Annotated in this window: 10 protein-coding genes and 1 tRNA gene; 4 read left to right on the top strand and 7 right to left on the bottom strand. The window is 50.4% G+C overall.

Annotated features, from left to right (window positions below; genetic code table 11):
- The 7 genes from FJM74_RS22215 to FJM74_RS14165 form a co-directional block, all read right to left on the bottom strand.
- Positions 1 to 214: hypothetical protein (locus tag FJM74_RS22215; RefSeq protein WP_206684044.1), on the bottom strand; the 214-nt coding region annotated here is incomplete at its 3' end.
- A gap of 364 nt (positions 215 to 578) precedes the next feature.
- Positions 579 to 2,204, bottom strand: coding sequence for a right-handed parallel beta-helix repeat-containing protein (locus FJM74_RS14190; RefSeq protein ID WP_187263274.1), 1,626 nt, complete (start codon positions 2,202 to 2,204; stop codon positions 579 to 581).
- A 682-nt stretch (positions 2,205 to 2,886) separates the two neighbouring features.
- A complete protein-coding gene (locus tag FJM74_RS14185) occupies positions 2,887 to 4,170 on the bottom strand; it encodes an adenylosuccinate synthase (RefSeq protein WP_187263273.1) in 1,284 nt (427 codons plus the stop codon).
- 470 nt (positions 4,171 to 4,640) lie between these two features.
- A complete protein-coding gene (locus tag FJM74_RS14180) occupies positions 4,641 to 7,412 on the bottom strand; it encodes a T9SS type A sorting domain-containing protein (protein WP_187263272.1) in 2,772 nt (923 codons plus the stop codon).
- A 646-nt stretch (positions 7,413 to 8,058) separates the two neighbouring features.
- A complete protein-coding gene (locus FJM74_RS14175; protein ID WP_187263271.1) occupies positions 8,059 to 8,409 on the bottom strand; it encodes an STAS domain-containing protein in 351 nt (116 codons plus the stop codon).
- Positions 8,381 to 8,881: a Fur family transcriptional regulator gene (locus FJM74_RS14170; protein ID WP_187263270.1), complete on the bottom strand. Its 501-nt coding sequence runs from the start codon at positions 8,879 to 8,881 to the stop codon at positions 8,381 to 8,383. Before FJM74_RS14170 ends, FJM74_RS14175 begins: the two co-directional genes overlap by 29 nt.
- 18 nt (positions 8,882 to 8,899) lie before the next feature.
- The gene (locus FJM74_RS14165; RefSeq protein WP_187263269.1) at positions 8,900 to 11,089 is read right to left on the bottom strand and encodes a RelA/SpoT family protein; all 2,190 of its coding nucleotides are present in this window, start codon (positions 11,087 to 11,089) and stop codon (positions 8,900 to 8,902) included.
- Between the two features lie 349 nt (positions 11,090 to 11,438).
- Between FJM74_RS14165 and FJM74_RS14160 the strand changes: the two genes are divergently transcribed.
- The 4 genes from FJM74_RS14160 (at position 11,439) to clpX (ending at position 15,296) form a co-directional block, all read left to right on the top strand.
- A tRNA-Leu gene (locus FJM74_RS14160) sits at positions 11,439 to 11,520 on the top strand.
- 74 nt (positions 11,521 to 11,594) lie between these two features.
- Positions 11,595 to 12,917 carry a trigger factor gene (tig, locus tag FJM74_RS14155; RefSeq protein ID WP_187263268.1) on the top strand — a complete coding sequence of 441 codons (1,323 nt, stop codon included), beginning with the start codon at positions 11,595 to 11,597 and terminating at the stop codon, positions 12,915 to 12,917.
- Between the two features lie 89 nt (positions 12,918 to 13,006).
- Positions 13,007 to 13,705 carry a ClpP family protease gene (locus FJM74_RS14150; protein ID WP_262890441.1) on the top strand — a complete coding sequence of 233 codons (699 nt, stop codon included), beginning with the start codon at positions 13,007 to 13,009 and terminating at the stop codon, positions 13,703 to 13,705.
- A gap of 364 nt (positions 13,706 to 14,069) precedes the next feature.
- Positions 14,070 to 15,296: an ATP-dependent Clp protease ATP-binding subunit ClpX gene (gene clpX / locus FJM74_RS14145; RefSeq protein WP_187263267.1), complete on the top strand. Its 1,227-nt coding sequence runs from the start codon at positions 14,070 to 14,072 to the stop codon at positions 15,294 to 15,296.
- The last annotated feature ends 580 nt before the right edge of the window (positions 15,297 to 15,876 follow it).

The raw sequence follows: 15,876 nt of genomic DNA, 5'->3' as shown, positions 1-15,876 counted from the left end.
TGCCCTCATGAACAGCTTCCCTCTGGAAGCGGGTGCAAAGGTAAGAGACTTTTTCGAAGGTGCAAACTAAAAGTGAATTTATTTTTTCAGCTTCCTTTTCTCTCTCCCTCCCCGGCGCCACTGCCTGGCCATCCGAGCCACCCTCCCTGGAACGGGATGCAAAGGTAAGAACCTTTTCCGGTCCCGCAAGGGTGCAGGCAAACTTTTTTTTCACTCTCTTAGCAGCCTGCCGGCCGCTCCCCCGTCCCTGCCGGATGGGGATGCAAAAGTAGCAAACATCCCCCGGTTTCCAAGCGAACAGGTAACAATTACTGAATTATTTAGGCAACCTGCTTATTATCAGCATGAATGTTTTCACCTTGCTAAAAATGGCCCTTTCATTATTTCGGTCCTGATAATAGATATACCGACTTTAGTTTATTTTATCGGACTCAGAAGGTGCATTATCGTGAGGACAACTACATACGCATCACTTTAATGTAGCACAACATTTACTTTTGTTATAGCAGATAATACTAATTCTTATCAGTCCTTTCGCTGTCTATATATCCATCTGTGCTGCTTGCCTTATGAGGAGCTTATTTTGTCAGCATCATCTTAAATACTGCCTGTTGGCCGCTACTCTTTAGCACACCGTAGTAAATTCCTTCCGGAAGAGCCTCTGCGGAGAATTTAATGGTGTTCTCTGTTCCCTTTTTCACAAAACCGTTATGCACACTGGCTACCTGCTGGCCCGTTGCATTATATACCGTGAGACTTGCTATACCGGCTTGTGCAAGCGAGAAAGTAAAGGTGATTGATTTTTGAAATGGATTTGGGTAGCCCTGTATTTTCAGGTTATGGCTCTTGCCTGACTCCGCTTTAACCGAAAGTGCCACTCCCCCACTTTCTTTGTACCCCAGATCCGGGCCTGCCCCAGTAAAGGGCAAACCGACATCGGTCCCCCTATCAATCAGGTCGCTGCCGGGAGCCAGGTGCAAAAAGGTGATATCAGGCAAACTTCCGTCTGGCTTTCTTGGGCCGTAGGCTTCTTCAGGATTTATCGATATAAAATCTGCAGAAGTTACCTGGAAGCCGCTCATCCAGCTGTTTGTCTGTTGTGTGGCAGATGAAACGATATTCACAGCGCCTGAGCCAGCCGAAACCGAATTTTTAACGATCACGGTTTTGCCACTGCCAACTGCCTGCTGCATGCCATAGTTGGTGCCATTATTAAAAGCGGTGCAGTTGTATAAGGTCATGGACCCTTTGTTGTTGTTCTGGTCGAATCCTTTTACTCTGTTATCGAAGGCCAGGCAGTTCTTTAAAATAAAGTTGTGCATCAGGCTTCTGTCGTCGCTGCCTCCCATCTTAAAGCCATTGCCGTTTCCTTTGCTTATGCTGCCGTCTTTGAGGTAGCCGCTTTTAAACACCCAGCAGTTCTCGAGCGTGGTGGTGACATCGTTCCGGCCGCGCATGTAGCCATCCCAGCCATCGTCGGAGTTTTGCCAGGCCCTGCAGCCGTAGAAATAGTTGCCGGTGCCCACATCCAGCTTGGGCGCAAAACCATCGGCATTGCCATGGCCGGGGTCGGTGTTGTTATAGGAGTCGCAGTTGATGACCTGATTATGGGAGGCTCCGCCGCCAAGTTGCAGGCCTGTGTCGGCATTCTCATAGAAAGAACAAAACTCTATGATGTTGTTAGACCCTGACACAAACATGCCATTATCACCGGCTTTATAGAAATCGACGCCCCTGAGGTGCCAATAGCTTCCGGACAGGTTCATGCCCCTGTTGCTGCCCGAAACGGACATTGCTGAAAAATTCAGGACAGCCCTTTCGCCAGGGTAGGCAAACAGATAGTACCGGCTGTTGCTGCTGCCGCTCTTCGAAACGCCTATGGTGGCAGCGTGTGTATAGGTGCCGCCCCGCAGGAATATAGTATCTCCGGACGCCGCCACCGAAATCGCTTTTGTGACGGTGGCATATGGAGCAGCGAGCGTTCCGGCATTTGCATCATTTCCGGTTGGAGCCACATAATGGTTGGTAGCGGCCGCCGCTACCGGGCTAACAGCTGGCGCACCAACATCAGCCACCTGCCGACCAAAGGAACTGTGACTGGCAAACGTTGATTCGGCTGAAAAAGCAGCAGCAGACGGGCTGGAAAGACCAAGAAGGGTGGGCACCAGCAAGTTCAGGAGCAGGCAGCGTAATAATTGGGTCATATTTTTTGAGTTAAGCTATACTTCAGAAAAGAAAGACACCAGACCATTACCTGGTGATACAAAACTTTTGTCTAATCAAAATTAAAAGATGATGGTTATACCCCGCCGCTCAAAATATCAACTTACCAAGTCCTGTTTTTGAATACCAGAACAAACAGTTGTTAAAGGTAATAAATTAAGCTGATTTTATGATAGCGAATTATCTCTGCAGCATTGCCCTGCTCTTATTTAGATGGTAAATGCAAGCCTTTTTGTTTTTCCAGAGATGCATTGAACTTTCGAGAATCAGGACTACGGGTAATCAAAGGTTAATAACTGATGTTACGCACCAGTTTGCAAAAATCCCTGCTGTAGCGGCGTAACCTTGTCAGGCCGCTACAGAGAGCAGCAGCCGCAGCAGCCTCACGAGGGCCATTTTCATTCAAATAATTGCCTGAGAAGGAAACTTTTGATCAGGGGGCATAACATCAGGCAATAACCATCCACGTAGAGCATTTCCGATCATCTCGTTTCCAAATCAACAACAGTCACTCAACAACCAAATTATTCTAATTAAAAAGCACCTCCGGAGGGCTCTGCCGCTGTTGATCAGGCTTTATACGAAGGGCCAAAAAAGCAAAGGGGCTCTGCCTTCTTAAAAGACAGAGCCCCCTCTATATACTATAGTGTGCTTCTGAAAATCTTAACCTACCTTCTCGATTTCTCTTCTGAGTGTGCTCTTTCTGTCCGGGCCAACAGACACGATAGAGATTGGCACCTGCAGTTGCTCTTCCAGGAACGTGATATATTTCATGAAGGCCTCTGGCAGGTCTTCTACCGATTCGATCAGGTTGAGGTCTACTTTCCAGCCTGGCAGGTCTACGTAAACCGGTTCAATGGGCTCTTCGAGTGAGTGCGGCAACTGATCGGTTACTTCGCCGGATGCCAGTTTATAGTGCGTGCAAACCTGAATCGTATCGAACTCGGTCAGCACGTCGGCCTTCATCATGTTGAGCTGCGTAACGCCGTTCAGCATGATCGAGTATTTCAGGGCCGGCAGGTCTACCCAGCCACAACGGCGCGGACGGCCGGTGGTGGAGCCGAACTCTTTGCCTGCCTGGCGGATGTTCTCTCCTACCTGGTCGTGCAGTTCTGTCGGAAATGGGCCGCTGCCAACACGGGTGCAGTAGGCTTTAAAAATACCGTATACCTCACCGATATGACGAGGAGCCACGCCTAAACCTGTACAGGCTCCTGCCACGAGGGTGGTAGAAGAAGTAACGAAAGGATAGGTTCCGAAGTCAACGTCCAGCAAAGCGCCTTGGGCCCCTTCGGCCAGAATACGCTCGCCATTTTTCATGGCTTCGTTGATCATGTACTCGCTGTCGACGAGTTTGAGCGTGCGCAGGTACTCAATGGCCTCGAAGAAGACAGCTTCCTCGTTGCCCAGGTCAAGCTGCTGCCCGTAGAACTCCACCATTTTGCGGTGGCGATCGAGGAGCCTGTTGTATCTGTCTTTAAAATCGGGCGCTACGATATCGCCAACCCGCAGGCCTACCCGTCCAATTTTGTCCTGGTAAGTGGGGCCGATTCCTTTTAGGGTGGAGCCGATCTTTGCTTTGCCCAGGGCCTCTTCCGACACACGGTCTATGTTCCGGTGCGACGGAATGATGAGCTGCGCTTTTTTGGAAATGAACAGGTTCCGGGCCGCATCCACGCCCCGCTCCTGCAGTTTCAGCATTTCGTTGCGGAACACGATCGGGTCGAGCACCACCCCGTTGCCGATAATATTTTTGATATTCGGATGAAAGATACCGGATGGGATCTGGTGAAGGACGTGCTTGGTGCCCTCAAACTCTAAGGTGTGTCCTGCATTCGGCCCTCCCTGAAAACGGGCCACGATGTCATAGGTCGGAGCCAGAACGTCAACAATCTTGCCTTTGCCTTCATCGCCCCACTGCAAACCTATTAATATATCAACTGCCATTTAAACTCTAGTAAATTGATTCCTTTAAAAAATTGCGTTGCAAAGCTATCATTTTCTGCGATAGTAAAAATCAGATTTAACTTCTTAACGCTAAGAAGTCCAGAAAATTTAAAAGATTTCCTTTAAAACTGATTCCGCAGATGTACAGCTACTTGTTTTACTTTCAAATCTATAAAATTTTAAACTGCTCTCCTATACAAAATGTGTAAGCGGCTCTGAACGGGCAGGTGCCGGAGCAGCGGCAGACAGGCATAAATTATTCTAATCAAAAGGCCCCTCCGGAGAAGCTCCTGCTCGTGCTGCTGCTAATTGGCATGCCCATGACCTCGCAGCGTGCGCCGTGAAGGATCAGCAGCAACTTTCTCAAGCAAAACGCTCGCAGGAGCTGCGCACGCTGTGAGGTTTGTGCCAGATCAAATTATTTGAATCAAAACACCCTTCCAGAGATTCAGCAACTGAAGTTCGAAATATCACTTGATAACGAACTTTGCCGCCTTCTGCCTTTCAGGGGTAGCCACCGTAATAATATAAATGCCTGAAGCCAGCGAAGATACTTTTAAATCCACCTTGTTCTCTCCGGCTGCGAGTTGGTATTGGTTATCGGAGATTTTACTTCCGAGGATATTGCTCACCGTAACAGTAGCTGCTGCTGCTCTCTCCATAAAAACTGACACAGCCATCACATCTTTTGCCGGGTTAGGGTAGCAGAGAATGTCGAATTTCTTCTCTTCTGGCTCCTCCAGGCCTAAAGTACCGCTCCCCACATAAATGCCAATGGTGCGCGTCATGGAGCTTCCGGCAGCATCAGTAACAGTAAACTTAAACGCAGCCAGCCCGTTTTCATCCGGCGTGAAGGAGGCTGTGCTGCTGTTTGGCTGCATCACTACCTCTCCGTTCTCGGCATCGGCCACTGCAAATACCGGATTGTCGGTGAAGCCCCGGGCATATTGGGCTAGATCGATTTCGAGCTGCTGACCGGTGGCCATAAAGTAGTGCGGGTTTGCCATCCACTCCAGGTAATCTTCCAGGTTGGTAAAGCCATCGCGGTCGGGGTCTGCGTTTGCATCAGAAAAGTCGCCTTCGCCTGAATTTAGGTTAAGGTTGTGAGTAGTTTCCCACCAGTCGGGCAAGCCGTCGTGGTCGCTGTCCCAGTCTGCGGCGCGGTGTACCACAGGGTACTCTTCGTAGCCGCCTACATCTAGGTGCGAGTCGGGCAGGCCAGGCTTGTTGCTCCTGCTGCCCCGGTAGGTAAAGGTGCCATTCAAGGTTTCATTCACAACCCGGATATCATGGTCATCGAACACGGGTTGGGTGTTGCCCACATCGGAGAGCACATGTTTAAAGGCATCGCCGGCGCTGTGGGTGGTTACATAAGATGGGAAAAAGGGCTCGTCCACAAACGTTTCGTACGGTACGCTGCCAGAGATCCGGCGGCCGGCCTGCTGGTTGCTCTCGTCGAAACGGCCGGGCATTACGTTGCCGCTAAAGTAGTATCGCTGGGTGCCGGTGCCAACTTTTTCATGTTGCGCATTCAGGGCGTAGAAGTACCTGGTGGCAGCACCTGGCTTATAATAGTTGTTCACAAAGTTAACCTCGTGAGCACCTCCGTCGGTTGTGCGGTTGTCCCAGTTGTAAACCACATTATTGCGAATATCGACTCTGCCTGCATAGACTCCATTTCCATCCAGGCCACCGCCCAGGCTCCAGTTACGGCCTGCATTATGTGCCAGCAGGTTGTGGTGAAAACTGCCTATGTCGCCGCCGATGGTGGCTGCGTAGCCGTGGGCGGTTCCGGCCGGGTAGTTTTTGTGGCCGGCCACGTTGAGCGCTTCCGAGATAAGGGTACGCTGCAGCGTAATGTTTTTGCCACCCCGCGAACTGAAGGCCTCGTCTATGGTCCAGCTGATGGAGCTATGATCGATGATGCTGTGGTCGGCCCCCGTCAGGCCCATGCCATCGGCGGTAGGCCCTGCTCCCAGCCTCACCCGCAGGTGACGCAGGATCACGTCGTTTCCGGTTACGCCAAACGGCGATTTCCGGATGGTGATGCCTTTGCCGGGTGCTGTCTGGCCCGCAATGGTAACGTAGGGCTGGCTCATGACCAGCCGCGACTCCAGTTCAATGATACCCGACACGGCGAAAATGATGGTGCGGGGGCCGATGTCGTTGGTTACGGCCTCACGTAAGCTGCCGGGGCCGCTGTCGTTCAGGTTGGTGACTTCCACCACTTTTCCGCCGCGCCCGCCAATAGCGAAACGGCCATAGCCCTCCGCACCCGGAAAGGCCAGCTGCGCCGGCTTGAAAGACCACACATTGCCCCTGGTTCTGTTGCCGGCAGCATCTACCTCATCCACACGCCAGTAATAATGCTGCATGCTATAGAGCCCGCTTACCGGATGCTCCGTTTTTGTTTGATTACCCACAAAGAGCCCCGATGTCTGATCTGCCGAAGCTACTGCCGCAGCGCTGGTGCCGTAATACACATCATGCGACACAGCGCCGGCCGCGGGCTCCCAGATCAGGGTCAGGCTGTTGCCTTCTGTCATTACATGCTCATCGCCATCGGCTGGCTGGGGCAGGCGGGCCTGCTGTTTCTGGTTAGCCGTATTCAGCTCAAAGCCGCAGATGGCCAGTTGTTTCAGCGTTGCGGCCGATTCTGACGCTACCTCAAAACGAACCACCACGTCTTCTCCTGCACGGGCGTTCAGGGTCAGGTAAGCTGATTCAGCTTGGTGGTTGGCGCTGGTTCTGTTGCTGGCCACCAGGTTATCCACCACTTGTGTGCCGTCCACAAAAATATCTACCGGGCTGAAGGTATTGTTGAGCGGGTTGGCGAAGGTATTGTGGAAAGTGAGCAATGTATGTGTTCCCTCTGGAAGGCCGCTGAAGCGCATCTCCAGCGGCCCGCCCGCCACAAGCCCATCGTTGGCGAGCCTGGCATAGTGCGGTGCCTGCACGCCGGCTTTATACCAATCTGAGGAGAAGCCGCCTGTGAATTTGATTTTAACGCCGTTTATTTCCAGGCTGTCTGCCATCTTTTCTGAAATAACCCAGGGAATGTAGCCCGGCTCGTTGACCTCTGCCTGTGGTCTTCCGGCAATGTTCAGGTCTACTTTTATGACAGGTTCCTGTTGCTGGGCCGCGGCAGACAACCAACATACTGAAAATAAACCAGCCAGAAGACAGGCTTTCAGGTATCCGTACAAACGTTTGTAACTTTCAGGGTGTAAATTTCTCTTCATAAGCTTGTTCTAGGTTATTTATACCTGAATTCAGTATTTATATTTAGAAAATTGAATGTAGGGGATTATTTCAACTAAACCTAGCAAGGTTGTACTTTAATCCTTTGCAATAGAACACGGCTGCCATTTTTAGGTAAGGCCAAGAAGATGAGATTTTTTTACGGTCGGCAAAGGCTTCACCTTCCTACAGACTGCGTCTTACCTTATCAGAATCAAAAATGGCATCACTCTGAGAAAAGCGACACCCGTATCACGACATTTATAATAGTTGTATAAAAGGCAAAACAAATTCCGATAGGCTGTGTCGCTGGCTACAGGTGTGGCGTAATATCAGGGGGAGGAGCTGATGAAATGGTGTTGGGGCGAAAAGAATTATTTAAATAAAAAAGGGCCTCCGGAGCAATTTTCTGCTGCTGCTCTGAGGGGGTATTAGAGAAAGGAATACGCCGGATAGGCGCTCTTCTAAATACAGGAAGGAGTATATATCATAAGCGGGAGTGAAAGACCGGCTTCCACTCCCGCTTACTATTTCCTGCTGCTGTGCCACCTGCTCTGAAGCCTGCCAGCTAAATTATTCTAATGAAATTGCCCCTCCGGAGCCTTCAGGAACTACTGCCGCACCTCCTGCTCCCCATACAGGCAAATATCAGTAAATGGACTCCTTTAAAAACTGTGACGCGTACTCATCGTTTTCGGCGATGGTGAAGATGGCATTGAGCTTCGTAACGATAAGCAGTTTGCGGATATGGTCGGAGGGTTTGATCAGCACCAGCTCGCCGCCTCTGTTCCGGAACTTGGTCAGCAACGACACCAGCACGCCCATGCCGCTGCTGTCCATAAACCGGATGTTAGAAAGGTCTATGGCGCAAAGCAGCACGTTATTGTCTACCTGCTCGTCTACCCCGGCTAGCAGTTGCTGCGTGAGGGGGCCCGCTATCAGGTCTTCCTGCAGTCTGATAAACAGGACATCATCCTTTAACTCTATCTGATACTTCATGTTGCTGTTCTGTCGCTTTTTTGGCGCGGCAATCGCCGCAGACACCATACAGGTTTAGCGAGTGGTGCAAAATACGGAAATTCAGCAGCTCCCCCACCATTGTCTGGATATTATGGATGCGCGGGTCGCAGAACTCCACCACCTTGTGGCACTCGGTACATATTACGTGGTCGTGCTGCCGGTAGCCGTACGACTTTTCATACTGAGCAAGATTCCGGCCAAATTGGTGTTTGCTCACCAGGTCATTCTCTACCAGCAGGTCGAGGGTATTGTACACGGTGGCCCGGCTTACCTGGTAGTTCTTGTTTTTCATGCTGATGTAGAGCGATTCCACATCAAAATGGCCCGATCGGGAATAAATCTCTTCCAGAATGGCATAGCGTTCGGGTGTTTTCCGAAGCCCTTTGCTCTCCAGGTAGGCGGTAAATATTTTCTTTACTTCCTCAAATTTCACTTTATCTAATGTCGACATAGTCTGCTCTTATATAGGTTACTCGAAACGCTCCACCGACAAAATGCCATTTACTTTGCCCATCTGCTGCATCAGCGTGTCGAGGTGCCCTGTGTCGTTAACAAAAACCATAATGTTGCCCTCAAAAATACCGTCGTTCGAGTCGATGGTCATGGAGCGCATATTCACTTTTAAACTGTTGGATATCACCTTGGTCAGGTCGTTTATCAGCCCCAACCGGTCGGTGCCTTTTATCCGGATGCCCGCCAGAAAGGCAAGCTCCTGCTTATCGGTCCATTTTGCCTTGATAATCCTGTTGCCGTAATTAGACATCAGCTCCATTCCTTCCAGGCAGTTGGTTCTGTGGATTTTTATGCCATCGTTTTCGGTCTGGAAGCCAAACACCTCATCGCCCGGAATCGGGTTGCAGCAGGGGGCCATGGTGTACTGCATGTTCGAAGTATTCTCCCCGATTACCAGCATATCAGAGTGCACGCCCCTTATTTTCTGCACTTCCCGCTCAAACGACCTGGTGTCTGTCAGGGTGGCCCCCCGGTCGGTTACCTCCTGAAAAATAACTTCCTTTATATCGCGCGGGTCAAGGTACCCTAAGGCAATCCGGTAATGCAGATCCTGCAGGGTGGGAGCATTATAAAACGCCAGCAGCTTGTTTATATTGGCTTGCGTCTCGTTTATATCCAGCTGTGCCAGGCGTTTTTTGAGGGCGGCCTTGCCCAGCTCCGCCTTGTTCTTACGGTCTTCCCGCAGGTAATCTTTAATGCCGGAGCGCGCCTTGGAGGTTACCACATACTTGAGCCACTCCTCGCTAGGCCGCTGCTTTTTAGATGTCAGGATCTCTACCTGGTCGCCGTTATGCAGCCTGTGGCTGAGCGGCACCAGCTTCTGGTTTACCTTGGCTCCCAGGCATTGCTGCCCGATATGGGTATGAATCTCAAAGGCAAAGTCCAGGGCGGTGGCCCGGTCGGGCAAGGCAATGAGTTCTCCTTTGGGCGTAAACACGATCACCTCCTCCACAAACAGGTTTTTCCGGAACTCGTCCATAAACTCCAGGGCGTTGGCGGTGTTGTTCTCCAGCATGTCGCGCACCTTGTTGATCCAGATCTCCAGGCCCGACTCTCCTACCCCCGGGCCGGTTTTATATTTCCAGTGGGCGGCGTAGCCACGTTCGGCAATCTCATCCATGCGCTTGGTACGGATCTGCACCTCTACCCACTGGCCCGAACGGCTCATGACGGTGGTATGCAACGATTCGTACCCGTTTATCTTTGGCGTGTTTACCCAGTCGCGCAGGCGGTCGGGGTTTGGCTGGTAAAAGTCTGTGATGATGGAGTACACCTGCCAGCAGGCCGCTTTCTCGTTTTCGAGGGGCACGTCCAGAATAATGCGCACGGCAAACAGGTCATAAATCTCCTCGAAAGTGATGTTCTGCTTCTTTATCTTCTTTACGATGGAGTAGATCGTCTTGGGCCGCCCTTTTATGGCAAACTTAAACCCGTAGCGCCGCAGTTCGGTCTCAATTGGCGCAATAAAATCTTTTATAAACTTATTGCGGGCACTCCTGGTCTGGCGGATCTTTCTGGAAATATCACGATACGTCTCCGTGTCGGTATACTTCAGGTACAGGTCCTCCAGTTCCGACTTTATGGCGTACAAACCCAGTCGGTGCGCCAGCGGCGCGTACAGGTACATGGTTTCGGAGGCGATCTTGAGCTGCTTGTGACGTGGCATGCTGTCGAGGGTGCGCATGTTGTGCAGCCGGTCGGCCAGCTTTATCAGGATTACGCGCACATCATCGGAGAGCGTGAGGAGCATCTTACGGAAGTTCTCGGCCTGCTGCGAGCTGCCATACTCAAACACGCCCGATATCTTGGTAAGCCCCTCGATGATCCGGGCCACGCTGGGTCCGAAATCGCGTTCTATGTCGGCGATCTCCCAGTCGGTGTCTTCCACCACATCGTGCAGCAGCGCCGACACAATAGAGGTGGTACCCAGCCCGATTTCCTCCACCGCGATCTGGGCTACGGCCAGGGGGTGCAGGATGTAAGGCTCCCCCGACTTGCGGCGCATATCCTTATGCGCCTCCAGCGAGGTATTAAAAGCTTTCTTGATTATTTTCGCATCGTTATCTTTCAGGAAAGGCTTTGCGTAACGCAGCAGCCTCCGGTAGTGTCTTAAGATCTCTTTGCGCTCTGCTTCCGGATCAATCATATTTTTAAAATAACAACGGATTTGCGTCTTGTCCGCAACCAGTTATGATAACACCTATAAGGTAAATGCAGGCAGTGGCTATATAAGTTTCAAATATAACTGATAATAAGATGTAATGCATAAAGCACCTGCCCAAACAAATTCGGGCAAACTTTAATTTTCCAGGCTGCACATTGTTCAGAGCTTAAAGCCAGCATCCTAATGGCTCCCTGCAAAGGCCTCTCCCCCTTTTTTTACATATATTTTGAGGAGCGCACCGCCCCCAAAATAATTTAGCAAATTTTTACGCCGCCTCTTGCAAATAAAATTAATGTACGTAAATTTGCACCATCATTACAAACAACACCACGCGGATGTGGCGAAATTGGTAGACGCACTAGACTTAGGATCTAGCGCTGCGAGGCATGGGGGTTCGAGTCCCTCCATCCGCACATTAAAAGGAACCCTCAACAGCACTGTTGGGGGTTTGTTTTTACTAGATGTTCCAAACTAAATTTTCATTGCCTTGAATATTACATTAAATCAAACCGACAGCACCAACGCTCAGTTGAAGGTGGTACTCGAAGAGGCCGATTACGCTCCGAAAGTAGACCAACAGGTTAAAGAATATAGCAAAAAAGCTCAGATCAAAGGCTTCAGACCGGGCAAAGTGCCTGCCGGGCTTATCAAGAAAATGTACGGCAAGAGCATCCTGGTAGAGCAGATTAACAAGCTCCTGCAGGACGAAATCACCAAATATATTAAGGAGAACGACGTTAAACTGCTGGGTGACCCGCTTCCGGAGCCTTCGCAGGAAAACATCGACTGGGACAACCAGAAAGAGTTCGAGTTTACCTACGCCGTAGGCCTGCTACCGGAAATTAACCTTCCGCTTGATAAAAGCGTAGAGGGGTACACTGTGGAGGTAACGCAGGAAACCCTGGATGAGGCGTATGAGAACATCAAGCGTCAGTTCGGCAAAACAACCAACCCTGAGACATCTGAAGAAGGCGACTTTATTAAAGGCCACCTGAAAGCAGCAGAAGGAGAGTTCGAAGCCGACACCCTGATTCCTACTAACCGTGTAGTTGCGGGCAAAGAGCAGTTTACTGGCGTAAAAGCCGGAGATGTGATCCGTTTCGACATCCGGAAGACCTTTGGCGACGACAACAGCGCCCTGGCCCACGTAACCGGCCTGAGCAAAGACGAAGTAGCCGACCTGAACGGTGAGTTTGAGTTCACCGTGGAGAGCATCAGCCGCACAGAGCCTGCCGAACTCAACCAGGAGCTGTTCGACAAGCTTTTCGGTAAAGACGAGGTAACGACCGAAGAAGACTTCAACACCAAGGTAAAAGAGACCATCGCTGAGAACTTCCAGCGCGAAGCCGACAATTTGCTTAGCCGCCGGATTATCGATACCTTGGTTGACAACCTGGAGGTAGAACTTCCGAAGGATTTCTTTAAGCGCTGGCTGCTGGTTACCAACCAGGATCGCCTGACCGAAGAGCAGGTAGACGAGAACTTTGACCAGTACCTGCGGGAGCTGAAGTGGTCGATGATCAAGAACAAGGTAGTGGCCGAGCACGACCTGAAAGTATCAAACCAGGAGGTAGTAGACAGCGCCACGGCCAAAATGCTGGCCCAGTTCAACATGCCGGAAATGCCCGCCGAACTGGCCGACACCATTGGCAAGTATGTAAATGAGTCGCTGCAGCAGGACAATGGCCGCAACTACATCCAGGAATACGAGCAGCTACTGGCCGAGAAGGTGCTCGTTAAACTTAAAGAACAAATAACTGTGGTTGAACAAACGATCACGGCCGAGGACTTCAAGGACTTAAAGTTCTAGAGAACCAACATAAACCCTATTTCAAAAAAAGTCCTTTGTTTTAAAGGACTTTTTTTATTTTTGAACAAACCGTAAACAAGATAAACCATATGTTTAACAAAAACGAGTTCCGGAAATTTGCCGTAAAAGGCCAGGGTCTGAGCGGCCTGGGCGTAGACCAATACATACATCATATTGAAGGCAAGGCCATGCATACCATCGAAAGCATGACCCGCTCTGTAATTGAGGAACGCCCTACCAACTTCCGTGAGATTGACGTGTTTTCGCGCCTGATCATGGACCGGATTATTTTCCTGGGCACCCAGGTAGATGATTTTATTGCCAACATTATTACAGCGCAACTGCTGTTCCTGGAGTCGGCCGACTCTAAAAAGGACATCCTGCTGTATATCAACAGCCCGGGTGGCTCTGTGTATGCCGGCCTTGGCATTTACGACACCATGCAGTATGTGAACCCCGATGTGGCTACCATCTGCACCGGCCTTGCCGCCTCTATGGGTGCCGTGCTGCTGGCAGGTGGCGCCAAGAACAAGCGCTCGTCGCTGCCGCACTCCCGCATCATGATTCACCAGCCGATGGGCGGGGCACAGGGGCAGGCAACCGATATTGAGATCACCGCCCGCGAAATCCTGAAACTGAAGAAAGAGCTCTACGAGATTCTGGCCGAGCACTCCGGCAAATCCTACCAGGATATCTACGACAACTCTGAGCGTGACTACTGGATGCGTGCCGAAGAAGCAAAAGAATTCGGCCTGATTGATGAGGTATTAGTCCGCAAAAAAGACTAAGCAAGTATAGAAATATAGCTATAATTAATAATAGCATCCCACTCCCGCCTTGTTTCTCAGGGCGGGTTTTTTTTATCCTTTCAGACCTTACAAACTCCGGCTATACTGCTGGCTGCAACAATTTTTTTCAGCCGTCTCCAGGAATTTATCAACAGGTGCCTGTTGATATCTAATAATTTCAAATAGCTGATGCATAGCTAGTTAAGAAAGAATAGAATGATATCAATTTTTAAATTTACGCTTGTTTTTTGTAAATATTACAGAAGCAGATTATTGCGAATAAGCTTTCATTGAGACTTCAATTTTGTACATTTGCCTTATGCTTTCTTTCATGAAGCATGGAAACACCTAGAACATAGTTATTATGGCTGAAATTACTTGCTCATTTTGCGGAAAAAACAAGAAGGATGTATCAGTAATGATCTCCGGAATCAATGCACATATCTGCGATCGTTGCATCGGGCAGGCACAGCAAATCCTGAACGAAGAAAATAAGATAAGAGCAAACAGCCGCACGCCTAAGTTCAACCTGATGAAGCCAAGGGAGATGAAAACTTACCTTGATCAGTTTGTGGTAGGCCAGGACGAGGCCAAGAAAGTAATGTCGGTGGCAGTGTACAACCACTACAAGCGCCTGATGCAGCGCACCAACGAAGACGATGTGGTGATCGAGAAATCAAACATCATTATGGTGGGCGAAACAGGTACTGGCAAAACCTACCTGGCCCGCATGATGGCCGGCATTCTGCAGGTGCCTTTCTGTATTGCCGACGCCACCGTACTGACAGAGGCCGGCTATGTGGGCGAAGACGTGGAAAGCATCCTGACGCGCCTGCTGCAGGCGGCTGACTATAATGTGGAGTCGGCGGAGCGCGGCATTGTGTACATAGATGAGATCGATAAAATTGCCCGCAAAAGCGACAACCCTTCCATTACCCGCGATGTGAGCGGCGAAGGCGTGCAGCAGGCGCTGCTGAAGCTCCTGGAGGGCACCGTGGTAAATGTGCCGCCGCAGGGAGGCCGCAAGCACCCGGAGCAGAAAATGATTACAGTGAACACCGAGAATATTCTCTTTATCTGCGGTGGTGCCTTTGTAGGAATAGACAGGCTGATCAAATCCAGACTGAACACCCGCCCTATCGGTTTCTCCAAGTCTAAGGCCGACGAGGAGTCGCAGGAGCAGGAAAGCTACCTGCGTTACATGACCGCCCAGGACCTGAAGGCGTTCGGTCTGATTCCGGAGCTTATAGGCCGCCTGCCGGTCATCACACACCTCAACCCACTCGACAAAGAAACCCTGCGCCGCATCTTGCTGGAGCCCAAAAACTCTATTGTGAAGCAGTACAAGCGCCTGTTCGAGATGGAGAACATCAGCCTCTCGTTTGCCGACGATGCCCTGGAGTATATTGTAGAGAAAGCAGCCGAGTATAAACTTGGTGCGCGTGGCCTCCGCTCCATCTGCGAAGGCATCATGACAGACGCCATGTTCGAGCTGCCATCAGAAGAGGGAGAAAAGGAACTGGTGATAACCGGAGACTACGCCCGCAAGAAATTCGACAAGTCGCCACTCAAGCAGCTGCGCGTGGCATAGGCGCAGAAGCGCATGCAGCAACCCTAAAAAAGGAGGAGCCCCGGCAGTTTTGCCGGGGCTCCTCCTTTTTTAGGGTTGCTGCATCAAACAAATTATGCTAATCAAAACAGCCCTCCAGACCTGATTACGCCTGCTGGCGCTGCACCAGCATCTAGTACTTTAGAACTCAGTTCCCATACCATAGGCAGGAAGTTCATCCTTGGGTAAGGCACTTATCATGAGCAGCGCAATCGCTACACCAGTCACGCAGAGGGTAATTAACAGTGGTTTCATAGTTTCGGTTTAAGTCAGGTTACAGTATAAAAAAAGCCAGCTTAATTATCCGGCTCTTCTTTGTACACTATCACACCCGAAAAGTTTCAGAAAATAAACAGACCAGCTAACGCCTTTACAGTTGCTTACAACAATCAGGAGCAGGAGCAGCAAAAGCGCCTCCGGAGCTCATCCTGTAGGGAAAAGCAGGTCGCTGGTGCGAGCTTGCAGTACGTACCAAATGTTCCGTAAGGCTACAGCTTAAAAGAATTAATCTATAGCAAGCTGCTTTGGCCCCTTCTGGAAAGGCTTGATAGGAAAGTACGAG

This window comes from Pontibacter beigongshangensis, from assembly GCF_014332515.1.
Taxonomy (GTDB): Bacteria; Bacteroidota; Bacteroidia; order Cytophagales; family Hymenobacteraceae; genus Pontibacter; species Pontibacter beigongshangensis.
Note: the sequence above shows the minus strand (reverse complement) of the source record. Positions and strands in the feature narration are given on the sequence as shown.